Raw genomic sequence first — 25,547 nt, forward strand, 5'->3', positions numbered from 1 at the left:
ATCAAGGTATCAATATGGTTGATGCAGGTATTGAGGTGGCTAACGTTTTAGTCACCAATGGCCCGTGGCTTATTGCCGTTGCGGCTGCATTTGGTTTTCTCATGGCGTGGGGTATTGGCGCGAATGACGTTGCTAATGCGATGGGAACCTCCGTCGGTTCAAATGCAATCACGATAAAACAAGCGATTATTATCGCGATGATTTTCGAATTCGCGGGTGCTTATTTAGCCGGTGGCGAAGTCACCAGTACGATACGTAACGGAATTATCGATCCCAATTACTTCACGGACACGCCTGAATTACTGGTTTACGGTATGATAGGTTCGCTGCTTGCTGCAGGTATTTGGCTAGTCGTGGCTTCAGCCCTAGGCTGGCCAGTATCAACAACTCACTCTATCGTTGGCGCCATTATCGGCTTTGCTGCGGTAGGTGTCGGGAGTGATTCGGTCTCTTGGGATAAAGTAGGCGGAATTGTTGGCTCATGGGTCGTTACCCCTGCAATTTCTGGTTTTATCGCATTTATCCTGTTCCAAAGCACCCAAAAACTCATTTTTAACACTGATGATCCTCTGAGCAATGCAAAACGCTATGTGCCTTTCTATATGGCATTTGCAGGCTTTATCATGGCATTAGTGACTATTTTGAAGGGATTAAGCCATGTAGGTATCAACCTAAAAGGTGCTGATGCCTATTTGTTAGCCGGCGCAGTAGCGATAGCTGTGGGTCTTTTCGGTAAGGTAGCAATTTCTCGTTTAAAAATGAGTGATAAAACCAGCCGTCAAACAATGTACGCTAACGTTGAGAAAGTGTTTGCTATTCTTATGGTCGTTACCGCTTGTTGTATGGCTTTTGCCCATGGTTCGAACGATGTCGCAAATGCCATTGGCCCATTAGCGGCTGTCGTTTCTGTTGTGAATAGTGGCGGTGAGATTGCTGCTAAATCTGCTTTAGTCTGGTGGATTTTACCCCTTGGTGCTGTGGGTATTGTGATGGGCTTAGCGATCTTCGGTAAGCGTGTAATGCAAACTATCGGTAAAAACATTACTCACTTAACACCAAGCCGTGGTTTTGCTGCTGAGTTAGCAGCCGCCTCAACAGTCGTTATTGCATCCGGTACTGGTTTACCTATTTCAACTACGCAAACCTTAGTGGGCGCAGTTTTAGGCGTAGGCATGGCACGTGGTATTGCGGCGATTAATCTCGGTGTAGTACGCAATATTGTTGTATCTTGGGTTGTAACTTTACCTGCTGGTGCGGGTCTATCAATTGTCTTCTTCTTTATTATTAAAGGTATCTTTAATTAAGAAGATGTAAAGCGTCTACAACTTTCAAATTGTAGAAAAGCATAAAACAAACAGGAATAGCTAGCATGGATGCCGCAAAGTTGAGGGAAGTCTATGACTTCCCTCTTGCATTGCAGGCATCAAATCCATAGCATGTGTTCACTATTTCGTTGATGAGAATACAAAAGTGTTAAGACTCCTGACTCTGGTGGGAATGATGTTGCTATCTCCCAACCTGCTGGCCGAAGGCCAATCCCGCTACATCTCGGATAACGTGTTTCTTTATCTTTTAAATGGTCCAAGTACAGATTATCGTATTTTAGGTTCCATTGAAGCGGGTCAACCTGTTACCTTTTTAAATGAAACCCAAGGTGATTATTCAAAAATAATTGATCACAAAGGCCGAGAAGGTTGGGTACTTACCAATTTAATTAGCTCGACTCAAAGTTTCCGTGAGCAAGTACCAGTCTTAAAAGATGAATTAGCTAAAGCAAAGGCGGAATTAGCAGAGGTGTTTAATTCAAAAGATAACCATGCTGGTGAGGTTATCGAATTAAAAGCCAAGCTGAGTGAGCTGGAAAATACCTTGGAACAAACAATTAAAGAACGGGATAATTTAAAAGTCGCTGTTGATCGAAGCGCCCAAGATGAGCGCTTCGAATTGTGGCGTCAGGGTGGATTGATTGCAGGTGCGGGGTTAATTGCGGGTATGATTTTAGTCTATCTCCCCAGACCACAACGTCGTAATAAAAAACGTTGGATGTAATTCTGGACCTATCAATATCGAGCAAAAAGCCAGTGTTTTAAACCACTGGCTTTTTGTCAATTAAGCGTTACATCAATTCATTTACGCCTCAGTTAAACATTCTTCACATTCTTCCACTCGATAGTGTTGTCCGTCACATTTTGCTTGTATAATCTGCGCGCGCAAACCTTCATATTGTATACAAAATATCAAATGCGTTTCGCGCCTCCCTATTTGTTTCAACAATAGCGCCCCAATAACGGCCAAGATGGAAGCGATAACTATGTTCAAAGCGAGTGAAGTGCTGGCAGGCCGCTACGATTCTGCCAATCTCGACGAACTGTTCAAAGCTATCAGCGACAACTACATTGTCGATGAAGAACAATACTTGTCAGAGCTAATCAAACTAGTGCCCTCCAGTGATGAAGCCATAGAGCGTGTCACTCGTCGAGCCCATGAACTGGTCAACAAGGTTCGTCAATTTGAGAAAAAAGGCTTAATGGTTGGCATTGATGCCTTCCTGCAGCAATACAGCCTAGAAACACAGGAAGGCATTATCCTGATGTGCTTAGCCGAAGCGCTATTGCGTATTCCCGATGCCGCCACCGCAGATGCGCTGATTGAAGATAAGCTTTCAGGCGCTAAGTGGGATGAGCATATGAGTAAAAGTGACTCAGTGCTGGTTAACGCATCGACTTGGGGCCTAATGCTCACGGGGAAAATTGTTAGTTTAGATAAAAAACTCGATGGCACCCCAAGCAGCCTACTCAGCCGTTTAGTTAATCGCTTGGGTGAACCCGTGATCCGTCAGGCCATGATGGCAGCGATGAAGATCATGGGTAAACAGTTTGTCCTTGGCCGCACGATGAAAGAAGCCCTGAAAAACAGCGAAGACAAACGTAAGTTAGGTTATACCCATTCCTACGATATGCTGGGCGAAGCGGCGTTAACTCGCAAAGATGCCGATAAATACTATACCGATTACGCTAATGCGATAACCGAACTCGGTGCTCAAAGCTATAACGAAAATGAATCACCGCGCCCAACTATCTCCATCAAACTATCGGCACTGCACCCACGTTACGAAGTGGCCAATGAAGATCGTGTTTTAACTGAGCTGTACGATACAGTGATTCGCCTGATTAAGCTGGCACGTGGCTTAAATATCGGTATATCTATCGATGCTGAAGAAGTCGATCGCCTCGAGTTATCACTGAAACTGTTCCAAAAACTGTTTAATTCTGAAGCCACTAAGGGCTGGGGATTACTGGGTATCGTTGTTCAAGCTTACTCTAAGCGCGCCCTGCCTGTGCTGGTATGGTTAACTCGCTTGGCGAAAGAGCAAGGCGATGAAATCCCAGTGCGTCTGGTAAAAGGTGCCTATTGGGATAGCGAACTTAAATGGGCGCAGCAAGCTGGCGAAGCCGCTTATCCTCTCTACACTCGTAAAGCCGGTACCGACGTATCTTACTTAGCCTGTGCACGTTACCTGTTATCGGATGCGACTCGTGGTGCTATCTACCCACAATTTGCTAGCCACAATGCGCAAACCGTGGCGGCGATTTCCGATATGGCGGGCGATCGTAACCATGAGTTCCAACGCTTACACGGCATGGGACAAGAACTGTACGACACTATTTTATCGGAAGCTGGCGCGAAAGCGGTACGTATCTATGCGCCTATCGGTGCCCATAAAGATCTGCTGCCCTACTTAGTCCGTCGCCTGCTGGAAAACGGCGCGAATACTTCGTTCGTCCACAAACTAGTCGATCCTAAAATCCCCATCGAGTCATTAGTGGTACATCCGCTAACAACACTGACGGGCTATAAAACCCTGGCTAACAACAGAATCGTTTTACCTACTGACATTTTCGGTAGTGATCGCAAAAATTCCAAGGGACTCAATATGAACATCATTTCCGAATCTGAGCCATTCTTCGCAGCCTTAGACAAATTTAAAAATACCCAATGGCAAGCGGGCCCTCTGGTTAACGGTAAAACCTTAACTGGTGAACATAAAACGGTTGTTAGCCCATACGATACCACTCAAACCGTGGGTCAAGTGGCCTTTGCAGATAAAGCTGCTATCGAACAAGCACTGGCATCCGCCGAAGCGGCATTTACCTCTTGGGCACGTACGCCAGTAGAAACCCGTGCATCTGCACTGCAAAAGTTAGCGGATTTATTAGAAGAAAACCGTGAAGAATTGATCGCGCTTTGTACCCGTGAAGCGGGAAAGAGCATTCAAGACGGTATCGACGAAGTGCGTGAAGCCGTTGATTTCTGTCGTTACTACGCAGTGCAAGCCAAGAAAATGATGGCAAAACCTGAACTGCTTCCTGGCCCAACGGGTGAACTGAACGAACTGTTCCTCCAAGGCCGCGGTGTGTTCGTCTGTATCAGCCCATGGAACTTCCCATTGGCTATCTTCTTAGGCCAAGTGTCTGCGGCATTAGCGGCGGGTAACACAGTCATCGCAAAACCTGCGGAGCAAACCTCGATTATTGGTTACCGTGCGGTGCAACTCGCACACCAAGCAGGTATTCCTGTCGAGGTGCTGCAATTCCTACCGGGTACTGGTGCGACTGTGGGTAGCGCAATTACGGCCGATGAACGTATCGGTGGTGTATGCTTTACTGGTTCAACTGGCACAGCAAAACTGATTAACCGCACACTTGCCAACCGCGAAGGCGCGATTATTCCATTAATCGCCGAAACTGGCGGTCAAAATGCCATGGTGGTGGACTCAACCTCTCAACCTGAGCAAGTAGTGAACGATGTGGTTTCATCGTCATTCACCAGTGCGGGCCAACGCTGCTCGGCGCTGCGCGTACTCTTCCTCCAAGAAGATATCGCTGATCGCGTGATCGACGTGCTGCAAGGTGCTATGGATGAATTAGTGATTGGCAACCCAAGTTCAGTGAAAACCGACGTAGGCCCAGTGATTGACGCCACAGCCAAAGCTAACTTAGATGCCCACATCGACCATATCAAACAAGTCGGTAAGCTTATCAAGCAAATGCCACTGCCTGCGGGCACTGAGAACGGTCACTTCGTGTCGCCAACCGCGGTTGAAATCGATTCAATTAAAGTGCTTGAGAAAGAACACTTTGGCCCAATCCTGCATGTGATCCGTTATAAAGCGGCAGATCTTGGCAAAGTGATCGATGAAATCAACAGCACGGGCTTTGGCTTAACCTTAGGCATCCACAGCCGTAACGAAGGCCATGCCCTCGAAGTAGCTGACAAGGTTAACGTGGGTAACGTGTATATCAACCGTAACCAAATCGGCGCTGTGGTTGGCGTACAGCCTTTCGGTGGTCAAGGCCTGTCAGGCACAGGCCCGAAAGCCGGTGGCCCACACTACCTAACCCGTTTTGTGACTGAAAAGACCCGCACCAATAACATCACCGCCATCGGTGGTAATGCGACATTGCTGTCACTGGGTGATAGTGAAGAATAATATCTTTCACCAGTGAGAGTTGAACAAAAGCCAGACCGTGTCTGGCTTTTTTATTAGGCTTCTTTCTCTGCTGCGGCTGATTCCTTTTTTTCTATCTTTGTTTTAGCAGCTTCAACTACCTTAGTAATGGCTATATCACCTTGATCAACAACTGACTTAAACGTTTCCGATTGTTTAGCATTCTCTATATGCGTGGTCGCAGAGGCTTTGAGGTATTTTGCAGAGGACTTCAAGGTTTGTGACGAGGTGTTGATCAAATTTTTCACTGCTTCCGAATCATCACGATTGAAAATCGCTAGAGAGCTCAAGGTATCCTCGTTATCAGCATTGTAATAAGGTGCGGAATCAAAACTCAGCTTATTTGCCACTAACATGGTGGGAAAGCTAGAGCGGTAACTATTGTAAATATTCACATGCTTATTATAAGTCTCACGTTTCGCCGCAATGTTATCTTCTAAATCTTCCAACTGCTTCATAAGCTTGGAATAGGTTTCATTTGCTTTCAACTCAGGGAAGCTTTGTGACAACGCAGCCAAAGACTGGGTACTGGCCTGTTGATCTGCTGATATTTTAAGATGTGTTAACTTTTCATGATCGCCGAAACCTTGTGCAATATCGATCACTCTTGATGCCAAATCTCTTCGCTTTTGCAAAGAAACCTGAATATTGGAGGCTTGTTCAACCAGAGATTGCTTTTTAGATTGCAACGAGTTGTAGGTAAAAATTGACCAAATAGCAAATGCACAAAACAGCACAAATAAGATCAAGATAATGTCCATTAAATATCCTTAAAATAAAATCAACTATGAGGCTATGAAGTCATAGCCTCATCTTAATAGATTAAATAAGCCATTTTTTGAAATAACAATATAGCTCTACAATTACACATACTAAAAGCCAGACCGAATCTGGCTTTTTTATTACATATCACTCATTAATACTGGTTGTCCAAATTCCTTTAACTGAGCATTGGATGCCTCAAAGTACTGCTGCCAAAACTGTTTCAGCGGGAGCATGACTTGACCACCTCTAAATCCTTTCGATGTCGCTGGCACCCAACCCGCGCCCAATACGTAGATGTCCGCTTGCTTAAAATCACTTAACATATTGGCTTTTTGGACTTTCTGCATCTCTTGCTCGGGCGCAATCACTTTCAAGGTGTTTTTACTGTAAAAACTGGTGACATCGGAATTTTCAACCATATCAGAAACCAGTAACAGCACACGTCGTTCTGCATGATTGACCGCTACTTGTGGGGCAATCACCTGAGATAAATTGGTAATTATCTCTGTTTTAGGTACATCCGCATCATGAGGTTTAAAAGCATTTTTGATATGGGCGTCGACTTTAGTTTTCACAAATTGAGTCTGTTTCGCCATGCAGTTATCGAAGGTCATTAAACTCTTTTTGGAAACATCATCTCTATCTGCAATATCTGTGTCTAATCTTCCACTGAATAACACATCAGTATAAAAATCCTTCACATAAGCACTAAAGCTGATAATGGTGATTTTATCCCCAGGTTGCAAAAAGAGGTGCACTTTTTCATGGACTAACTTCTTAATATTAATGTCCGGTGAAAACGTACCATCAACGGCAACAAATAAATGGCGGCCAGAAACAACCTTAGCCGTCGACGGTTCGATTTTTGCGAAGTCGTAGCAGCTCTTAATGTCATTTCTTTCGGCTGCCACTGCTGGCACACACACCGCTAAGACAAGTGCGCTAAATAAACCACCCCGCATAAACCGAGCGAGTTTTGTCATTCGAGCCATTAGCTTAATTCTCCAAGCAACTCTTTGCGTAAACGCTCCCGCATTTGCTCTTCTGTTTCGACAACCTTTTTCTGCTGTGCCATCTCTGCCAGTAACTCCTGACGAATGCGTTGCTCTGCCTGTTCTGGAGTTTCGGCTTCCGCGGCTTTTTTAGCTTTCGCATCAGCAATCATTTCAGCTTTTAATCTGGCCTCCATCGCCTCAGGGGTTTCAATATCCGTCACTGTATTTGATGTCACAACGGTGGCACTTTTCATCGTTTGGTGGTTAGTAATAGTTTGATGCTCACGTAAACGTACCGATTGATTATATCGATTTTCAGCATTGCCTAAATCTTCCATATAGGTAAGGAATGAACGACTTCCACAACCTTCAAGCATCTCTAACACCTTAGGATCTTGGCAATTGACTTCGGCCTTTTGATTCATTCTTTGCTGTAAGTTAGTGAGGCGTTTTTGGGCTACTCGCGCAACTTGCTGCTTTAAACGAGAATAGTGAGTCTTAAATTCACGTTCACTCTTAAAGTTACCGATTTCCTTACGTGCATCTTTAGAATGCTTACCCGCAAACCCAGTTTTAAAGCCAATTAAAATGCCAAAAATCTGTAGTAAAACAAATAGGAAAGCTAAGAAGATAAATGTTCCCCATCCTCCTTTTTGTTCACGCTCCCATAAATCATTACCCGCTTTATCATCCGCGTTTTTAGCCTCTTGCACTAACATAGCAGGAGCGGCTTCCGCATATGGATCTTGCTCTTGATAAAGTCCACTTGACTGTTTGAGGTTTACCTCATCAATGTGCATTTTTTCTAATACTTGACCACGGACATAGGTTGCAAGTACTGCAATCACGATAATCGCCACCGCGGTAATGGTCGTGATTAAATAACGCGGCTTTACCTCTGCATTAGTTGAAATTCGGTTAATCAGCTGCTTGTATTGAGGCTCGTCGTCATCCTCGAAGGTTTTATCTAAATTAATCCGAGTATTGGGTGCGAGTTCTGGGGTTGACTTATCGCGGTTTTTAGCATTTTTCCACCATACTTTGGCTTTTTTAATTAATGAGTTAGCGTGTAACTCATGTCCAGTAAAATGCGTTAAACCTACCAATAAAACTGAGATGATAAAAGCGATACCGACAGCACCTTGCTGTTGCAGTTTTTCAGAAGCACCGGGGATCGTAAAACCAGAAAGTACATAACTGAACCCCATCGCTTCAACAAACACTAAAGCGGCAATGAGTATCCAACCAAAAATATGTAAATTATTGCGCCCATTTTCAGTCACTTTACCTAAGTAATCCTGACTCTTACTAAAGAGCTCCTCGTCTTTATTGACTTTTTCATAGTGGGCAGCGAAATCGGCACATAATGCGACCTCACTATTGAGCCACTCTTTATCGTAATTTTTAACTTGGGTTTCATAATCTTTTGCCAAGCGACTTTCCTTACCTATTAACGGAAAGGCATACCAGGTATTAAGCCACCAAAAACTCACTTGATCCCACCAAATCGTAATCGTCACGATTAACGCCATCATAGAGAGCAGTAACACAACAAGTGCACGGTACTCGTTAAACAGCATAGATATAAAATCCATTTCCCACTCCTAAGCGTATTGCTTATAACAATTTAGGTTCAAAACCTGCTTCATAAACGGTCTTATTTTTTTCGTAATACAACTTACCCGCTATCGCTGTGGTCGATCTGTCAATCGGCATCACCACATCCATGCAACGTACTGGAGAATCTTTATCTGTGGTAAAAATCCGATATAACAACCCCCTATCGCCATAATAGGTTTCAACATGGCTTGATAGCTCATAACTAGGCGCTTCTTGACTTGCCCCCTTATAGTTTTTCCAAATATTCACTTTAGGCGCCGCAACGGCCGTGCCGCTATCTTTAATCACAGCAACTGGGGACAAACCAATGTAGTGACCATTCACTTTATTGACCCAAACCGTACCATTCATCCCTGGTAAATAATCAGCAGTATTGTAATCTTGGCGATTATAACTCTCACCCGTCGCTAAACTTTTCACGTCTCCAGCCACTCTTGGCCCTTCGACGGCACAGTTAAGGCTCGATATTTCAGATGCATAGGCATTACTAAATAAGGCAAATCCACTTTCTTTTTTCGTTCCGACCAATTGAGCAAAGTTAGTCGATGGATCCGTCATTTTTTGGCCTCCAAAATCCACTAAAGCCTTTTGCTGCTTTACAGGCTCAATTAATTGCACCATCTCAGATTGCGTCATGGTGATTTGTGCATCTTTACTTGCAACATCAACAGATTTTGCGGTGGTTTCACTCGGCTTGACCGTGGCAACCTTATCCTGGGAGCGACGAGATAAATAACTGAGATTAGTTTTTTGTTTGTTAGAATAAGCCAGAAGCTGATCTGGCTTACCCTCAATTTCAACAATTTCCACCCGACGATTTTTAGCCTTACCAGCTTCATCGGTGTTGGCCGCAACAGGTTGTGATTCACCTGCACCTTGGAAAAATAATCTTTCTGTCGGAACGCCAGCCTGATTAAAGAGCGTGGCAACATAACGCGCACGCGCTTCGCTTAACGTCTGATTCAACGATTCACTGCCACTGGCATCGGTGTGACCTGTAATAAGGATATTCTGTTTAGAATCTTTATAGATAGCGGCTAATTTTTGAAATTTCTTTTTTGCCTGTGCTGTCGCTTCCGCTGAGCCTGAGCCAAACATCATTTCATCGGTGCTAGAAATTGTCGCAGCCATACCTACGACTTGATAATCCGCATATTTTTCCTGATCTTCCTTTGACATAGCTTGATTATTAGCACTGATCAATAAGCTATTTTGTTGGTTATCTGCATTGGTGGATGTGCTGATTGAAGTGAATTGAATATCGAGATTTTCAGTTTTCGCTAATGCTTCCAGTGCTTCACGCTTCTTTTGAAAATCGTAGCCCACAGTACAACCAATCGCAGCACCAGCAGCACCGCCATAAGCCATCCCCTTTTTTCCACCCAAATAATTACCGATGAGTACCCCTAAACCAGTACCGATGGCACAGCCTATAACCGTCTCTTTATTCTCCTCTACAGATTGCGTAATTGCACAACTACTTAATGATAATGCGGTAACGACTGCTACTGCTATGGGCTTGAAATTAGACGTCATAGTCATCCCTAACGTTAAAATTTAAGAATTTGATTTGGTATGTGAAAATTAACTTAAGAATTAGAAGAAATTACCTTTTGAATGTCAATCTAAAGTTGATACTCATGTAACCAAAATATTAATTCAGCGAAGATAATGTAAACCCTTACAGGCAATAGCTCATCTAAGCCATTTACGATAACCAATAACAAAGTTCATTTTTCCGATTGTGAACAAACAATCACTATTCATAAAAATTATCATTAAAGTGTTTTTCTAAGTTGCGCCCAGTATTTCTCTCCCCGCATAATCTGCTAATTGAAATCCACACATACGCATTACTACACTTCTAACCTAACTCTAAGGTAGCTATGACATTCTCGTTATTGGATATTTCTGCATTGATATGGTTTATCGTTTCTTGGGCTGGCTATACCGCTTTTGCGCGGCGTAAAGCAAGGGATACTAACTGCATCGCCCGTGGATTACACAAGCACAGGATTTATTGGATGCTTGAAGTGATGACCCGTGGTGTACGCGTAGGTGATGCTGCGCTACTGGCGAACCTTGAGCGCAATATTGCATTTTTTGCGTCAACGACGCTGTTTGTACTCGCGGGTGTACTGACCTTATTTGCGCAAGTAGAGCGTCTTGAAAGTGTTATTGCGACCATCCCTTTTGCCGCGCCACCCAATCATGCACTGGTGCAAGTTAAGCTAGCTCTACTTGTTGGGATCTTTGTGATGGCCTTTTTCCAATTCACTTGGTCAATGCGCCAATATGGCTTTGTAAACGTCATGATTGGTGCGGGCCCATTAGATGCTGATGGTTCAAACGAAAATCTTAGGGGCTATGCAAGGCAGATGGCCACAGTGCAAGATCAGGCCGCCCATTCCTATAACTATGGTCTACGGGCCTATTACTTCTCCATGGCGGTGCTTTGCTGGTTTGTTCACCCTACCCTCTTTATTTCAGCTAGCTTATTTGTGGTTATTACTTTATATCGCCGCGAATTTAAGTCTCGCGCAGTGATGGCAATTACCGCAGCAAAGGGGCATTTAGGTGCGGAGTATGAAACTCGCGAGGCCAAACGCCAACAAAGCTGACTCCATGAACACCACAGTGCGAGCAGTTAAGCACTGTGGTTTTATTCTTGTCCTATACTCTTGTAGTTATATTTCAACCAACATATGAGAGTACGCCATGAGTGAGCAATTATTAACCTTAGATGAAGTTTGCAAAATGCTGGATAAAACCCCAACGACCATTAAACGCTATGCACGGGAAAATTTGCTTTCCAGTGTTCAAGAAAATGGTGAATTGAAATTTCCTGAAGCAGAAGTAAAACGTTATTTGGCTTTTTCTCAACGCTTAGGTTAGCTTTCACGCTTTCCTTAATTTGAATAGCCACTGCTACGCGATACACAGCAACACGGAGTATAAATCCAAAAGGATTTGATTTTATCCTCGCAAGCATCCTTAACTTAACTCAAAATGTCCTTAGGTTCAGTGCTTGCTTTAGTTCACGGTAAGATAAAAACTCTCGCTGTGTTTCACTCAGTCCTAAATCTTCAGCAAGTTGCAATAACTTAACTTCATACATGGCTAATAAGGATTCATCATTAGTCATTATTGCCAACTCAGCAAAATCCCCCAGACCTTCAAGATGATCGACTGTCAGGTGAAACTCACCGAGAAAATAAATACTGCGGCGCTTTTTCATTTCGAGCACACACTCAAAGCCTAAGGTATGCAACATACTCTTGGCTTTAGTCGCATCAGTAATATTCACGGCTTCGCAGCGGTCCTTTTCTGGGCCTTTCACTATCCACAGCATAATGCCAGAAGGCTGCATCTCACGGATGCATAAGCTCTTATGTTCAGATTTTAAAGACGCTGAAGGCGAGTCAAAGTAACAATCATGCTCAAGGTTATCCTCAAGCATCACCTCGGGAGATTTGGCATGTAACCGCGCCCAAAACATTTCGCGATCGGTCAATCGATACTTAAGTTCTACCTCAAACTTGCCATTAAAATGGGCATCGATTTGTGGTGCAAGACTTTCAGGTATCACACTATTCATAAAATTTGCCTCTGTGTTTAACGCAAATAACGGCCGACTAAAGATGACTAACCAAGACGCTTGTAAAGGGTCTGATAGGCAGGGCAGTTTTGCATCAAACTTTGGTGGCTACCTGAGGCAATAATCTTGCCCCCATCCAGCAGATGAATTTGATCCATCTTCGCCATCGCAGTCAAACGATGGCTAATCATTAATAAGGTTTTATCCTTAGCAAATTCAAATAGTAAACTTAAAACTTCCCGTTCAGTGCGTTTATCCAGTCCTTCTGTCGGCTCATCTAACAATAACAGTGGTGCATCACGCAACAGCGCCCTTGCGACACCAATACGGCGCTGCTCGCCCCCTGACAGTTGGCGCCCACCTTCACCAATCCACATATCCAGCGGCTTATCACCCGTGAGCAACGCACCTAGCCCTACACGTTGCAATACCTCAATCAAGCGCGCGTCGTGGGCGGTGCGTTTTTCACCATCAATAACAGGTAAGGCGAGCACGAGGTTTTCCCTCAGCGTACCCGCAAACAGATAGATCCGCTGACTGACGACGGTTATCGCATCCCTAAGACCACGCTCGCTATAGTCTGACAGTAGATGACCATCAAGCTTAATATCCCCTTGCTGCGCTTGCCATTCACGGGTAATCAACGCTAATAGACTCGATTTACCACACCCCGTAGCCCCCAATAGCGCCACTTTTTGTCCGGCTTTTATCTCAAGGGACAAACCTTGTAGCACGCTTTGGCCTTCCCTATAACCAAAGTGAATATCTTCAATCTGTAATGCGCCTGAATGTGCCCGAAGGCCATTATCGGCAACAAATTGAATATCAGCCTCTTGTTCGGTGATTTCATTAATCCGCGTTGCGGCAAGTACACAGCCCGAAAGATGCTGAAATGCGCCAGCAATTGGCATCATCATTTCAATACACGCCATGGTCGCAAACACCATCAGTGCGAACATGGGCCCCGGCGGCACGGCATCACCCACCCCATTGGCAGCTAAATACAGCATCATAATAAGGGCCGAACCCGTGGAGAGGATCAACATGGCTTGGCTGAGTGCCGTAATATTGGCCATCGCGCTCTGGCTTTTAAACAGACTTTCCTCTGCTTGATTGAGCCTCTGCCGATATCTGTCGTTCGCACCAAATAGGCTGAGTTCGGCTTGGCCTTGTAACATATCCAGTAACTGCACCCGATAATGACGCTTAGTCTCAAGCATAGTTCTGCTCGGTTGATGTCCCAGTCGGTAAAACAGCAAGGGCATTACCAACCAAACGACAACCAAGAATAAACATAAACTCAGCGCAAGTTTAGCGTCGAACCAAGCTAAGAATAGATACAAAAGCCCCGTCATCATCAATGACGCCGCCATGGGCGTGAGGAGCCGTAGATATAAATGATCGAGGGTATCGATATCGGCAACTAAGCGGTTAAGCATGTCACCACGGCGAAGCCCTTGTAAATTCTTAGCGCTTAGGGGCAAAAGTTTGCGCCACGCCCAAACCCGAAGCTCAGTTAGTAACTTAAAGGTTGCCTCATGGGTCGCTAAACGCTCACCATAGCGACTCGCTGTGCGAGCAATGGAGAGGAAACGCACTCCACCAGCAGGGGTAAAAAAGTTGAATGCTTGGGAGGTGACTATGGTTAAACCTGCTACTGCGGTGGCCGAAAGAAACCAACCTGACAGTGACAGTAACCCTATGCCAGCCATTAAGGTGATCAGCGTTAGCAGCAAACCTACGGACATCATCAACCATTGACGCGAGAACAGACGAATAAAAGGGGTCAGCACTTTCATTGGCCAGCTCCTTTGGCCGTATCTAGAACACCATCGAATGAAGCTCCTTCTTGGGTGATCGCATCTAAAGGCACAAGCTCGATATCCGCAATAGACTCTACATTCTCACGCAACATAGTTCGAAATAACCCATCACTTGTAGATAAGGATGCAAAATTACCCTGTTGTACGATTAAGCCCTTATCGAGCACAAGAATAGTATCCATTTGATCTAGTTGATCTAACCTGTGGGTCACCATAATACACATCTTACCTAGCATCGCCTGATTAAGGGTTGAACTCACTAGCTGCTCACTCTGGCTATCCAAACTTGCGGTAGGTTCATCAAGTACAAATAGACTTGCTTTTTGCCCTAAGGCTCTGGCGAGGGCGAGCCGCTGAGCTTGACCAACGGATAAACCCGAAGATTGCTCACCGATAGGCGAATCTAAACCTAAGGTTTGTGCCTTAACATATTCAGCGATATTGGCCTTAGTTAACAAATCCCAAATCTGCTCATCCGTCATTGAAGTATCAGCCAATGCGACGTTGTCACGCACTGTACCGTGAAATAACTGCGGCTCCTGCCCAAGCCAAGCTAAATGCTGTCGCAGACTGGCAAGATCGATTGCAGATAACTCATATCCATTGATCAGTAAATGCCCTTTGTAGGGTAAAAATCCCAGTAAGGCATTGAGTAAACTGGTTTTACCCGCTCCGCTTGGTCCCACTAATGCTAAGCGGTCATTAGCTTTTAGCTCAAAACTCACAGGGCCTAATAATCGCGTACCATCAATACTAAAGACTTCAAGATTGCCCCCTTTAACAGTATCGATACCCTTTAGACTCATCTTGCCTGTGGTCTCAGATTCTGGATGTTCAAGTAAGGTGATTAAGGCTTCGGCAGCACCAATGGCCTGCGCCTTAGCATGATAATGGGTGCCCATATCCCGCAGCGGTTGATAAAACTCAGGGGCTAAGATCAGAATAAACAAACCCGTAAACAAGCTAAACGGAATACCACCTAGCTCAGAACTCGTATCGGTAGTGATATTGGCGTGCGCACCGTAATAGCCAAAATCTAAGTGACCCAAATAACTAAAACCAAAGTAAACCGCTAATACCGCAATCGATACCGCTGCAAAAAACTCTAATACCGCCGAGCTTAAAAAAGCCATGCGCAGTACCGACATAGTGCGACTGCGAAACTCCTCTGACGCTTTAGCGATCACCTTAAGTTCTGCATCACCACGGTGGAATAGTTTCAAGGTGCTTAAACCTTTTAATCTATCCATAAAATGTCCACTTAGTCTGGCCAATGCATTGAAGTTCTTGCGATTAGCATCGGCGGCGCCCATACCGACCAAAATCATAAATAATGGAATTAAAGGAGCGGTTAACAATAGGATTAAACCTGCGGCCCAGTTAATAGGGAAAACGGCTGCAAGGATCAGAATAGGGATAAATCCTGCTAAGGTAATTTGTGGTAAATATCTGGCATAAAAGTCTTGTAAATCTTCAACTTGCTCTAAGACTATACTGGCCCAACTCCCCGCAGGTTTACCTTTAATGAATGCAGGGCCAAGTTTAGTGAGTTTATCTAAAACTTGCGTACGTATATGGCTGCGTAAACGCTTGCCCGCCTCAAAACTTGCCCGCTCACGACCATAGGCAAGCAATGATCGCAGCAAGATTAAGCCAATCAAGGCTATAAAATAGGGGATGTAACTGCTGGCATTAATGGCAACGGACGATGCTGTATCCGCAAGGGGGAGAAGCTTATTACCGATAATCACGCCATCGAGAATAGTGGCAATAATAAACGCCTGAGCCACCATAGCAATTGCACTTAGCATCCCAAGCCATACTGATAATTTAAGAAACAAGCCACAGGCTTTTTTTTGCGACTTAAGCCAGACAATAAGGGATTTTTCTAAGGACTTATCCATGGTGCTCCAACAAGACAACGATTAAGCGATTTGCATTGGACATTCGCTAGGCTAACAACTCAGTTTAAGACACTTGCAAGACAGAAAAAGTTGCGATAGGAACGCAGTATCGCAGGCATCCGCAATAGATGAAACCCTGTAGGAGGCTTTTGTTAACCGATTCACAAAAACGAGATAATTTAACAATTTACAAATTAAGCACCGTATTTTACTAACACATGCCAAAGCAATTTGAGTTCATGGGCGACCAGAGCGCGATTTCCGCGTTCACGCCAATGTTGGGGGAAATGATATAAATCCCTCGCAGCAACACCAATAGCATAGGCATTAACCCTGTCTTCTATCGCAATACACCGAGCAAGTGATGGCATAGTAGGTCCACGAAAATCACTTGGGATTTGTTCCGTATGTAAGCTAAAACCTTGGTGATATTGCAGTTCAATATCATACCTATCACACATTTTACTCAAAGTGTCGCCAATATCCGTCCCCTTAAAACTCGGATCAGCCACCAGCATGGCGATATCCTCATCGAGTGATACATCACCGTGGATCTGCGCTTCAATATAATGATCGAGGTTACTTGATAGTGGCCGCTCAAACCGTGACATCAAAGAAGCATTGAGTTGATGCCCCAAATAATGGATCACATTCAGCGGCTTGAAGTCAGTTTTGCCTAAGGCATAGTGACGCTCAAAGCTTTCCGTTAACAGCGCTGCTAAAATATCCTCAAAACAACCTAAAGTTCCCTTCTCCTTTGGATTGCGATATGAGTCAAGGTAGGAAAAGGTAGCCCGAGACATCACTTCTGTATGAGTCAAGAAATAACAACTGCCAAAGCGAGGAGCTGGGCCATCCTGCCACATGCTCAAATCTAAGGCGCCATATTTAGGTCGGGATTTTGTTCCTTTATACACATTGCCAAAGAGTTGGTTTTCCCAATGATCCCGTGGGCCACCTAATTCAGGGGATAACTGACCATTAGAAATATGAGTCTCGAACTGGCTACGGTATTGACCATCTCGGAGCAAGCCTTCAGCTACCGTCATGCCGCGACTATCAATTCTATCGGGATGAAAATGTAACGCGACACGGCCACAGCTTACTAATTGCTTAAGTGCTAACTGCATTTCATGCGTAGGAATATTGGACATCTGTTGCACGTTTTTAATGACGGCAACGGCCTGCTCACTTCGCCCTCGTGCAAGGCGTTCAATATGCTGTATCGCTGTCATAGTCCACCTGTAATGAGGCGTATAATCAACTCAAGAAAATCCCATCCTAAAAGTAAAATGGCTTGGCAATCAAGAAACACAACCTCAAGCCCTATCTCACCTTAGGAAATATCCACTTATTTCAACCTAGGTATAAAATCGCTGCAACCTATTGTGAGCATTTGTTAATTCTACTCCAAGACAAACCACTTAAAAGCAATCAAATTAACATAAGCGTGATCTTTCACTAAATACTGAACAACACCCTAACTGGTATAAATTCGCTAAATATCAATAAATGGGAATAAAGCGTGGCAAGTGACCACACGCTTTAACAGCTATCTTTTATATATCTAAGCCATATTACAGGGGGACTTGGCTTTATTCGATGGCACTTAAGGGCCTGATCCTGTAAGCTGCACGCCCGCCAGCGAACCCTGGCCATTGACCACAAATGCAGCAAAGTGTTGCCACAAGAGACCTATCTATGAGTTTTACCTCCCTGGGCTTATCGGCCCCGATACTTAAAGCCGTCGCCGAACAAGGTTACGACACACCTTCGCCAATCCAAGCGCAAGCTATTCCCGCTGTGCTCCAAGGCCAAGATGTGATGGCGGCAGCCCAAACTGGAACAGGTAAAACAGCAGGCTTCACCCTTCCTTTGTTAGAGTTACTCAGTAAAGGTCAAAAAGCCCAAGCGGGACAAGTTCGCACCTTAGTATTAACACCCACACGTGAACTTGCGGCACAAGTTGCTGAAAGTGTCGAAACCTACGGCAAATACTTACCCTTACGCTCTGCGGTCGTCTTTGGTGGCGTCCCGATCAATCCGCAAATCGCAAAATTACGCCACGGTGTCGATGTATTAGTCGCGACACCCGGTCGATTAATGGATCTGTACAATCAAAAAGCGGTGAAATTTAATCAACTTGAAATACTCGTATTAGATGAAGCCGATCGCATGCTCGATATGGGCTTTATCCGAGATATCCGAAAAATTCTCGCCATATTACCTAAGCAACGCCAAAACCTGATGTTCTCAGCCACCTTCTCCGATGAAATTCGCGAGTTAGCCAAAGGCTTAGTGAACAATCCAGTCGAAATTTCGGTGACACCGCGCAATGCTGCAGCGACCACAGTCAAACAGTGGGTTTGCCCTGTTGATAAAGGCCAAAAGTCGGCACTACTCACCCAACTTATTAAGCAACACGACTGGCAACAGGTATTAGTGTTTTCACGCACTAAACACGGTGCCAACCGTTTAGCTAAAAATCTGGAAGAAGCAGGTATTAAAGCTGCGGCAATTCACGGTAATAAAAGTCAAACTGCACGTACTAAAGCTTTGGCCGATTTTAAAAATGGTCAAGTGCGTGTATTAGTCGCAACCGATATTGCGGCCCGCGGCTTAGATATTGACCAGCTGCCACAGGTCGTTAACTTCGACTTACCCAACGTGCCTGAAGATTATGTCCATCGTATTGGTCGCACTGGTCGTGCGGGCGCTTCGGGCCAAGCGGTATCATTGGTCAGCAGTGAAGAAATCAAATTACTTAATGATATTGAACGCCTTATCAACCGTATCCTCGACCGTGAGGTCGTTGAAGGCTTTAATCCAGTACATCCACTGCCAGAGTCACGCTTAAATTCGAGCAGTAAAAATAACACAGTAAAAACCATTCCAAGTCGTCGCAATCACCGAAGTGCAGGTCAGGCAGCTCCGAGAGCGGGTTCAGGACGTGATGGCTATAAAGCTGAGGACAAAAAAGAAGGTGCGCAGCGCCAACAACATACACCATCGCCCAAAAGTAACGAGCATAAAGATGGTCAACGCAGCGGTGATGTCGCTCGTGGTCACAAGCCAAACGACAAGAATCCCAGACACAGCGGTGAAGTCAGTAGCGCTCCTCGCGGCGATGCTAAACCTCGTACACCACGTTCAAACGACGGTCGTGCGAATAGCACTGGCACCAATCGCCCAAGTGAAGGCCGTTCAGGCTCTGGCGAAAATCGTAGTCCATCAAGTGACAATCCTTACGCCAATGGTCCAAAGAAAAACACCCGTCGCCCCAATAACGGTGCAAGTCGTCCAAGAAACACCCAAGATTAGTCCGTCTTTAACAAGAAAAACGACTTAGTATCAAGCTCAATCAAACGCCCAAATCCACATAAATTTGGGCGTTTGCATTTTTACAATCCTTGCTTATTTATGTCATACCTTACGGAAGCGCTCTACCAGCTCGTGCAATTGTTCTGATGTCATTTGTAGATTTTTGCCACTTTCACTGACCTCTGTGCCTTGCTCTAATGAAGTACTGGCAAGCTCAGAAATAATCACAATTTGTTGATTAATATCTTCAGCAACATGGGCTTGTTCTTCCACCGCAGCAGCCATTTGCACCGCCATAGTGGCGATACTCGTCACTGCAACACTAATGCCTTCTAATGCCTTTTCAGCTAATCCGACTTGAGCAACCCCCTGTTCAGTATCTTTACATCCATTTTGAGCAATCAATACTGAGGCTTTAGCTTTGGTCGAAAGCAGTTGAATAATATCGTAAATTTCTTTAGTTGATGCGGTAGTTCGCGACGCGAGCAGCCTCACTTCATCGGCGACCACAGCAAAGCCTCGGCCTTGATCACCGGCTCTTGCAGCCTCAATTGCAGCATTAAGGGCAAGTAAGTTGGTTTGTTCGGCGATCTGTTCAATTAATTGTGCCGCGCCCACAATTTTATCTGTCTGATCGGCAAGATCCGCCACCGACTGGCTAATATCATTGACGGTTTTTTGTAGCTGCTGCATTGCACTACGTGTTTGTCCTGCCACCGCAGAACCAGAACAGGCTAACGCATCAACATCGCTGGCTTTGGTTGCGGTATCCTGCACATGTGACGATATTTCAGCAATCGTTGTCGTCATCTGATTCATGGCGGTCGCAACTTGTTCTGTTTGCACTTGCTGCTTACGGATACAGTCCGTTGATTCTACAGATAAATGCATCACTTGATCCGATTGTGAGGCCACTTTAGTCGAGGCATCTTCGATCCGAGTTAACACAGTATTTAAATGGGCTGATTCCGCTAATACCGCAACCTCCAACTGCCCCAATATTCCACGATGTTTTGCATAGGAAGCAACTGCAAGTGGGTCGGTAAAAGGGGTTGGCAGTAATTCCACAAGGTGAGTAAGTGTGCTGTTTAAACGATATACTCCCAAACCATAGCTAAGTAACGCTGTGATAAGAAAAGCAATAGACGCTTCTGTTGGGCCTAATCGCCACCATAACAGTAATGAAATAATCATAGCGATCGCAGGTAGGCTTACCCAACGAAGATTAGCCATCAGGGTTGAAAGACTGCTTTGAGGATTTTTTCCTGCATTGATTGCCGTGTATAAACGCTCTGCATGGGCTACCTGCTCTCGACTTGGGACTGAGCGAACCGATTCATACCCCACTACACGTCCATGTTCCGTCACTGGAGTCACATAGGCATTAACCCAATAATAATCCCCATTCTTACAGCGGTTTTTTACAAGCCCCATCCAAGGTTTGCCCTGCTGTAAATAGCTCCACATCGTCTTAAATGCCGCTTCAGGCATATCAGGATGTCGAACTATGTTATGGGGTTTGCCAACTAACTCTTCACGGCTAAAACCACTAATGGAGATAAATGCATCATTACAATGCAAGATAGTGCCCTTAATATCAGTAGATGAAATAAGCTGCTGTTCCTTCGGAAATGTTCTTTCATTTCCTGTAATGGGCAAATTTTTACGCATTTGTGACACTCTCCTTAGTGAACCACAACAGGGACTACATCAACTAAATTTTGTTTAAGATTGGAATGACTGATAAAAATTTAGCAGCTAAATCAGGCTTTGGTAGGACATAAAAGATTAATTTAGAAAAAAAAGCCAAATAGATGTGCAAACTGAGAATAGCGAATATCTGAAGGTGCAACTTGATATAAAAAATGAAATTGAGCCCCAAAGCTCAATTTCATTTAGTGATTAATCAACAATAGCGGATTAACAAAACCTCACAGCAAAACCAAGCTTACTTCATTGGCCAAGCGCGGTAAGATTTACCTTTAATGCGCCCGCCAGTCAGTTTGTTCAGTGCTTTCTTGGCAACCTTACGATTAACGGCCACATAGGCGCGGTAATCGGTCACTTGGATTTTACCCACCTGTGAGCCTTCGATACCGTTTTCGCCCGTCAGTGCGCCTAAGATATCCCCTGGACGCAGTTTTTCCTTCTTACCGCCATCGATCTGCAGAGTGATCATGGTTGGCGCTGCAGGCGTGCTACCGAGCAGACTTTCAGATGGTAGTGATTCGCTGGTGATTTCGCGCTCTAAATATTCTTCTAACAAGGCAATCTTATAACCGTCTTGGTCATTGTAGAAGGTATAAGCGGCGCCTTTACTGCCCGCACGGCCAGTACGACCGATACGGTGAATGTGCACTTCGGTGTCATAGGCGACATGATAGTTAAACACGGCATCCAGCGCATCGATATCTAAACCACGGGCGGCAACGTCGGTCGCCACTAATACACAGGCACTCTTATTAGCAAATTGCAGCAGGGTTTCGTCCCTGTCTCGTTGCTCTAAATCACCGTGCAAAGCCAATACGCTAAAGCCTAAACCTTCAAGCTCATCGGCCACTTTTTGGGTTTCGCGTTTCGTGTTACAAAACACCACCGCGCTTTCAGGCTTATGTTCTAACAACAATAATTGCAGCGCTTGCATGCGCGCCTTGTCATCATCTAAATGATAGAAATGTTGGGCTATGCTCAAGCTGTCGTGATGACCTTCGACTTTAACCATGCTTGGGTCATACATGATTTGCTTAGCAATCGATTGAATTTGCTCAGGGAACGTCGCGCTGAATAGCAGCGTCTGACGCTCACGCGGGGCTTGTTCGATAATCGCATCGAGGGCGGGTTGGAAACCCATTTCTAACATGCGATCAGCTTCATCGAGCACTAACATGTTGAGATTGCTTAAATCTAAGCGATTGCGATCTAAGTGATCGACAATACGACCCGGCGTTCCCACGATAATGTGTGCACCGTGTTCCAGCGAGCCAACCTGTGGCCCCATAGGCACACCGCCGCAAAGTGTCAGTACTTTAACGTTATGAATACCACGGGCAAGGGTGCGGATTTCCTGCGCCACTTGGTCGGCCAACTCGCGGGTTGGACATAACACTAAGGTTTGAATGCGAAAGCGTTTAACGTCTAACTTGTTCAGTAATCCTAAGCCGAAGGCGGCCGTTTTACCCGAGCCAGTTTTACCCTGACCTATCACATCCTGCCCCGCTAAAATGGGTGGCAAACTTTGCGCCTGAATTGGCGTCATCTCGTTGTAGCCCATAGAAGAAAGGTTCTCAAGCAGTTCGGGTTTTAGCTTAAGAGTCGAAAAAGCCATTGATGGATTAGGCTTAGTATCAGAGTTGCTCAAGGTGAATATCCTGTGGTGGGTAACGAAGCGGCTACTAGGTTACTGAAATTGCGTTACTTATCGATTAAACTGGTCTATCAAGATTCAGGTTAGTTTTAGGCTAGCTTGAGTTTAGATTTAAGCGCTAGGCTCGCTCAACCCAAAAGCACGGCTATTGTAGCAACAAAGCGCGGCTTTTGCCTCAAGTCCTTAAGCAATAGACATAGCTTGCGTGAACAGCAACAAAAAGCCCTGTAGGAATACAGGGCTTAAACTTAAATTTAGGCTTGGATTTAGAATTAGCTCAGCACGGCAGATTTAACAAATTACGCGATCTGGCCGAAACGCCCTTCTTGATAATCGCGGATCGCCTGCTGAATTTCCGCTTGGGTGTTCATCACAAAGGGACCCATCTGGACGATTTTTTCACGGATAGGTTTACCCGCAAACAGTAACATCCCAGCCCCGCGCTCATTGGCTTTAAGCTTAAGCACACTTTGGCTATCGAGCACTAAAAACTCGCCCTGATGATGTTGATTTGAAGCAGATGACCAGTGTGAATCCTCACCCTTACTCGAATCGCTTTTATATAAGCCACCTTGGTAAAGGTACAAGGCGACAAACTCGTGTTGAGACAAATCAAGCGTGGCCTCAGCGTTTGGCGCTAGACTTAAATCAGCAATGGCAGCCTCACCCGCTAATCCTTGAATAGCCGCACTAATAATCGGTTGATCTTTAAAGCCCCAGTCACCCGCTAAGGCTTTCAAGGTTGCGCCAGTATCATTGGTCGCTTCAACACTCGCGCTACCCGCAGTGTCTTGATACGTCGCTGGGCGCAACTTGTCTTTGGCGGGCATGTTGACCCAAATTTGAAACCCATGCAGACCATCAACCGCATCGGCCAGCGGCATTTCAGAGTGTACTACTCCGAACCCGGTGCTCATCCACTGCACATCGCCGGCACGAATCGCCTTCACATTACCCATTTGATCGCGATGCTCAAAACCGCCTTTACGAATATAAGTGAAGGTCTCCATCCCGCGATGGGGATGTGCGGGGAAGCCACCGATAAAGTCTTGTTCATCATCGGATTTTATTTCGTCGATCATCAAGAAAGGATCAAATTTAGTCGTCACAAAATCGGCGACACGGCGAATATTGACCCCATCGCCATCCATCGCGGCTTTGGCGGAAAACTGACTTAATACTTTCATTGCTGCTCTCCTATCGGTTGAGCAAAGCGATACGTGAAATGCCAAGATCATACAGCTAACACAAGACGCAAACGCTTTGCTGATGGAGACAGAATAACAAGGAAGTTTACAAAAGAATAACGCGAAATCACGGCCTAAACATTCGAAAAAATAGAAGGGTAGGCAGTTGATATCCACTCACACAGGTTTGCCATGGCATTTGCTCGTCGACTCACAGACAGTCCGTTCTTGGGGCGGACGGTCGTCTCGCTAATCACCATGACTCACCTTTTTGGCATTAGCGTAACCTATAGATTTAAAAGACATACGTAACACACTTTTGGACAGAAGTACTTTAAGAATTTCTGGATAGCACTGCTGAGGATCAAACTTGGTCATTTAATTCTTTAAGTGCTGGCTTATGATGAGCCATGGCATTCGCTCACCGACACGCAGCGAGTCCATCCGTGGATGCTCGACCGCCCCGTCCATGGGGCGGACGGTCGTCTCGCCAATCACCATGGATCACCTGTTTAACATCGGTGTAGCCTGTTTGTTTTAAAGTAGATATGCGACTTGTTTTTGGACAAAAGTGAGCTAGGTTCTAAGCTCTAACACATAAATTTCGGATAAAAATTTCTATGGGTTAACACCCCAAATGGGAGCACACTAAAATAATAGCAAAGTGAAGGAAGCCTGCATGTTTGTTCGAGCAAGAGTGGTTGTTATGTGCTTACCACTCGAACACCTTCGGATTCTAGACGCACAGTTAGTAGCTTTTTTGCTAAAGAGTGCAACTTAGCTTGATCTATAGATTTTAATCTGCGTTTCCCCAAGCGTTTATCAAGCATAGCAAGTGACTGAATTAAAGGATCTTCAGAAGATATAGACTCATCAATGGTAAGATCGTGCACGAAACTCCAGCAAGCCTCATAAACATCTTGCCTTGATAGTTCACCGTACTCCATTTCGCCGTAAAACTTTTTCTGGTGTGCAGATATATGCTCAGGACCTGGTGAGTCTGTAACCCACCGTCCATCCTTAAAATGGTAATCGCCAGCAGCGCGATTCCAGAATGCTCTTGTACAGAAATTAGCGATAACTTCCTTATCAAGTGTCAGCCAAGCGTGACCACAAGTACAATTACCATATCTTGTGCTGAAAATAGCAACTCTCCCACTAAGGGATTGAGAAAACTTGTCTTCTACCAGCGATTTCAACTTACTCCATTTCACCAATAAAACTCCTTTAAGCACACAACGTTAAGCACACAACGACAGAATTAAGCCGCGACGCGAAGCGGCGTCTGCTTGAATGAATTGTCAGAGGTAAAAAATCTGACCATCTAAAAAATCTAAAAAATCTAAAAAATCTAAAAATCTGGCCATCCATTTTAGATCAACAACATAATGCACTTTCGGTTTGTCTACAACTTGTACTAGGGGCTGTTGATCTTTCGAGAGTGATTTTTAGACAGCATGG

Annotated in this window: 18 protein-coding genes; 6 read left to right on the forward strand and 12 right to left on the reverse strand. The window is 45.0% G+C overall.

Annotation, left to right across the window (positions count from 1 at the left end; genetic code table 11):
• Positions 1–14 precede the first annotated feature (14 nt).
• The 3 genes from MZ182_RS16545 to putA all read left to right on the forward strand — a co-directional run bounded on the left by MZ182_RS16545 (position 15) and on the right by putA (position 5,491).
• Positions 15–1,304, forward strand: a complete 1,290-nt coding sequence (locus tag MZ182_RS16545) for an inorganic phosphate transporter (RefSeq protein ID WP_011788224.1) — start codon at positions 15–17, stop codon at positions 1,302–1,304.
• A 196-nt stretch (positions 1,305–1,500) separates the two neighbouring features.
• The gene (locus MZ182_RS16550; protein WP_011919912.1) at positions 1,501–2,049 is read left to right on the forward strand and encodes a TIGR04211 family SH3 domain-containing protein; all 549 of its coding nucleotides are present in this window, start codon (positions 1,501–1,503) and stop codon (positions 2,047–2,049) included.
• 247 nt (positions 2,050–2,296) lie between these two features.
• Positions 2,297–5,491: a bifunctional proline dehydrogenase/L-glutamate gamma-semialdehyde dehydrogenase PutA gene (gene putA, locus MZ182_RS16555; protein WP_248069156.1), complete on the forward strand. Its 3,195-nt coding sequence runs from the start codon at positions 2,297–2,299 to the stop codon at positions 5,489–5,491.
• 53 nt (positions 5,492–5,544) lie between these two features.
• Here putA and MZ182_RS16560 read toward each other — a convergent pair whose 3' ends face one another.
• The 4 genes from MZ182_RS16560 to MZ182_RS16575 form a co-directional block, all read right to left on the reverse strand.
• Positions 5,545–6,270: a LemA family protein gene (locus tag MZ182_RS16560; RefSeq protein ID WP_025007581.1), complete on the reverse strand. Its 726-nt coding sequence runs from the start codon at positions 6,268–6,270 to the stop codon at positions 5,545–5,547.
• Between the two features lie 141 nt (positions 6,271–6,411).
• Positions 6,412–7,266: a hypothetical protein gene (locus MZ182_RS16565; RefSeq protein WP_099457545.1), complete on the reverse strand. Its 855-nt coding sequence runs from the start codon at positions 7,264–7,266 to the stop codon at positions 6,412–6,414.
• Positions 7,266–8,864: a hypothetical protein gene (locus MZ182_RS16570; protein WP_248069154.1), complete on the reverse strand. Its 1,599-nt coding sequence runs from the start codon at positions 8,862–8,864 to the stop codon at positions 7,266–7,268. Before MZ182_RS16570 ends, MZ182_RS16565 begins: the two co-directional genes overlap by 1 nt.
• 22 nt (positions 8,865–8,886) lie before the next feature.
• The gene (locus MZ182_RS16575; protein WP_248069152.1) at positions 8,887–10,425 is read right to left on the reverse strand and encodes an OmpA family protein; all 1,539 of its coding nucleotides are present in this window, start codon (positions 10,423–10,425) and stop codon (positions 8,887–8,889) included.
• A gap of 350 nt (positions 10,426–10,775) precedes the next feature.
• Between MZ182_RS16575 and MZ182_RS16580 the strand changes: the two genes are divergently transcribed.
• Both MZ182_RS16580 and MZ182_RS16585 read left to right on the forward strand, forming a co-directional pair.
• Positions 10,776–11,510 (forward strand): DUF599 domain-containing protein, encoded by a 735-nt coding sequence (locus tag MZ182_RS16580; protein ID WP_014611248.1) that lies wholly within the window; start codon positions 10,776–10,778, stop codon positions 11,508–11,510.
• A 97-nt stretch (positions 11,511–11,607) separates the two neighbouring features.
• On the forward strand, positions 11,608–11,784 hold the full coding sequence (locus MZ182_RS16585; protein ID WP_011788218.1) for a helix-turn-helix domain-containing protein: 177 nt from the start codon (positions 11,608–11,610) through the stop codon (positions 11,782–11,784).
• 109 nt (positions 11,785–11,893) lie between these two features.
• Here the strand turns inward: MZ182_RS16585 and cyaB are convergent, their stop codons facing one another.
• From cyaB to MZ182_RS16605, 4 genes are all read right to left on the reverse strand, one after another.
• Positions 11,894–12,487, reverse strand: coding sequence for a class IV adenylate cyclase (cyaB, locus tag MZ182_RS16590; protein WP_248069147.1), 594 nt, complete (start codon positions 12,485–12,487; stop codon positions 11,894–11,896).
• A gap of 47 nt (positions 12,488–12,534) precedes the next feature.
• Positions 12,535–14,286: a heme ABC transporter ATP-binding protein/permease CydC gene (cydC, locus tag MZ182_RS16595; protein WP_248069144.1), complete on the reverse strand. Its 1,752-nt coding sequence runs from the start codon at positions 14,284–14,286 to the stop codon at positions 12,535–12,537.
• On the reverse strand, positions 14,283–16,214 hold the full coding sequence (gene cydD, locus MZ182_RS16600) for a heme ABC transporter permease/ATP-binding protein CydD (RefSeq protein ID WP_248069141.1): 1,932 nt from the start codon (positions 16,212–16,214) through the stop codon (positions 14,283–14,285). The genes cydC and cydD overlap by 4 nt, the downstream gene beginning before the upstream one ends.
• 194 nt (positions 16,215–16,408) lie before the next feature.
• On the reverse strand, positions 16,409–17,449 hold the full coding sequence (locus MZ182_RS16605; RefSeq protein ID WP_011919913.1) for a DUF3626 domain-containing protein: 1,041 nt from the start codon (positions 17,447–17,449) through the stop codon (positions 16,409–16,411).
• Positions 17,450–17,915: 466 nt separating this feature from the next.
• On the opposite strand from MZ182_RS16605, the gene MZ182_RS16610 reads away from it, so the two are divergent.
• Positions 17,916–19,535, forward strand: a complete 1,620-nt coding sequence (locus MZ182_RS16610; RefSeq protein ID WP_248069138.1) for a DEAD/DEAH box helicase — start codon at positions 17,916–17,918, stop codon at positions 19,533–19,535.
• A gap of 102 nt (positions 19,536–19,637) precedes the next feature.
• On the opposite strand, the gene MZ182_RS16615 is transcribed toward MZ182_RS16610, so the two are convergent.
• The 4 genes from MZ182_RS16615 to MZ182_RS16630 all read right to left on the reverse strand — a co-directional run bounded on the left by MZ182_RS16615 (position 19,638) and on the right by MZ182_RS16630 (position 25,300).
• Positions 19,638–21,206, reverse strand: coding sequence for a methyl-accepting chemotaxis protein (locus tag MZ182_RS16615; RefSeq protein ID WP_011788212.1), 1,569 nt, complete (start codon positions 21,204–21,206; stop codon positions 19,638–19,640).
• A gap of 277 nt (positions 21,207–21,483) precedes the next feature.
• Positions 21,484–22,860 carry an ATP-dependent RNA helicase DbpA gene (gene dbpA, locus MZ182_RS16620; RefSeq protein WP_248069185.1) on the reverse strand — a complete coding sequence of 459 codons (1,377 nt, stop codon included), beginning with the start codon at positions 22,858–22,860 and terminating at the stop codon, positions 21,484–21,486.
• Positions 22,861–23,198: 338 nt separating this feature from the next.
• Positions 23,199–24,086, reverse strand: coding sequence for a pirin family protein (locus MZ182_RS16625; RefSeq protein WP_248069135.1), 888 nt, complete (start codon positions 24,084–24,086; stop codon positions 23,199–23,201).
• A 704-nt stretch (positions 24,087–24,790) separates the two neighbouring features.
• Positions 24,791–25,300 (reverse strand): hypothetical protein, encoded by a 510-nt coding sequence (locus tag MZ182_RS16630; RefSeq protein WP_248069132.1) that lies wholly within the window; start codon positions 25,298–25,300, stop codon positions 24,791–24,793.
• Positions 25,301–25,547: the final 247 nt, after the last annotated feature.

This window comes from Shewanella sp. JNE2 (genome assembly GCF_023159115.1).
Classification (GTDB): domain Bacteria; phylum Pseudomonadota; class Gammaproteobacteria; order Enterobacterales; family Shewanellaceae; genus Shewanella; species Shewanella putrefaciens.

Coding starts and splice junctions, on each gene's coding strand:
- cydD (WP_248069141.1), bottom strand. CDS start 16,214: ATGGATAAGTCCTTAGAAAAATCCCTTATTGTCTGGCTTAAGTCGCAA.
- MZ182_RS16605 (WP_011919913.1), bottom strand. CDS start 17,449: ATGACAGCGATACAGCATATTGAACGCCTTGCACGAGGGCGAAGTGAG.
- MZ182_RS16570 (WP_248069154.1), bottom strand. CDS start 8,864: ATGGATTTTATATCTATGCTGTTTAACGAGTACCGTGCACTTGTTGTG.
- MZ182_RS16575 (WP_248069152.1), bottom strand. CDS start 10,425: ATGACGTCTAATTTCAAGCCCATAGCAGTAGCAGTCGTTACCGCATTA.
- MZ182_RS16545 (WP_011788224.1), top strand. CDS start 15: ATGGTTGATGCAGGTATTGAGGTGGCTAACGTTTTAGTCACCAATGGC.
- MZ182_RS16610 (WP_248069138.1), top strand. CDS start 17,916: ATGAGTTTTACCTCCCTGGGCTTATCGGCCCCGATACTTAAAGCCGTC.
- MZ182_RS16550 (WP_011919912.1), top strand. CDS start 1,501: ATGTTGCTATCTCCCAACCTGCTGGCCGAAGGCCAATCCCGCTACATC.
- dbpA (WP_248069185.1), bottom strand. CDS start 22,860: ATGGCTTTTTCGACTCTTAAGCTAAAACCCGAACTGCTTGAGAACCTT.
- MZ182_RS16585 (WP_011788218.1), top strand. CDS start 11,608: ATGAGTGAGCAATTATTAACCTTAGATGAAGTTTGCAAAATGCTGGAT.
- cydC (WP_248069144.1), bottom strand. CDS start 14,286: ATGAAAGTGCTGACCCCTTTTATTCGTCTGTTCTCGCGTCAATGGTTG.
- MZ182_RS16615 (WP_011788212.1), bottom strand. CDS start 21,206: ATGCGTAAAAATTTGCCCATTACAGGAAATGAAAGAACATTTCCGAAG.
- cyaB (WP_248069147.1), bottom strand. CDS start 12,487: ATGAATAGTGTGATACCTGAAAGTCTTGCACCACAAATCGATGCCCAT.
- MZ182_RS16565 (WP_099457545.1), bottom strand. CDS start 7,266: ATGGCTCGAATGACAAAACTCGCTCGGTTTATGCGGGGTGGTTTATTT.
- MZ182_RS16560 (WP_025007581.1), bottom strand. CDS start 6,270: ATGGACATTATCTTGATCTTATTTGTGCTGTTTTGTGCATTTGCTATT.
- putA (WP_248069156.1), top strand. CDS start 2,297: ATGGAAGCGATAACTATGTTCAAAGCGAGTGAAGTGCTGGCAGGCCGC.
- MZ182_RS16625 (WP_248069135.1), bottom strand. CDS start 24,086: ATGAAAGTATTAAGTCAGTTTTCCGCCAAAGCCGCGATGGATGGCGAT.
- MZ182_RS16580 (WP_014611248.1), top strand. CDS start 10,776: ATGACATTCTCGTTATTGGATATTTCTGCATTGATATGGTTTATCGTT.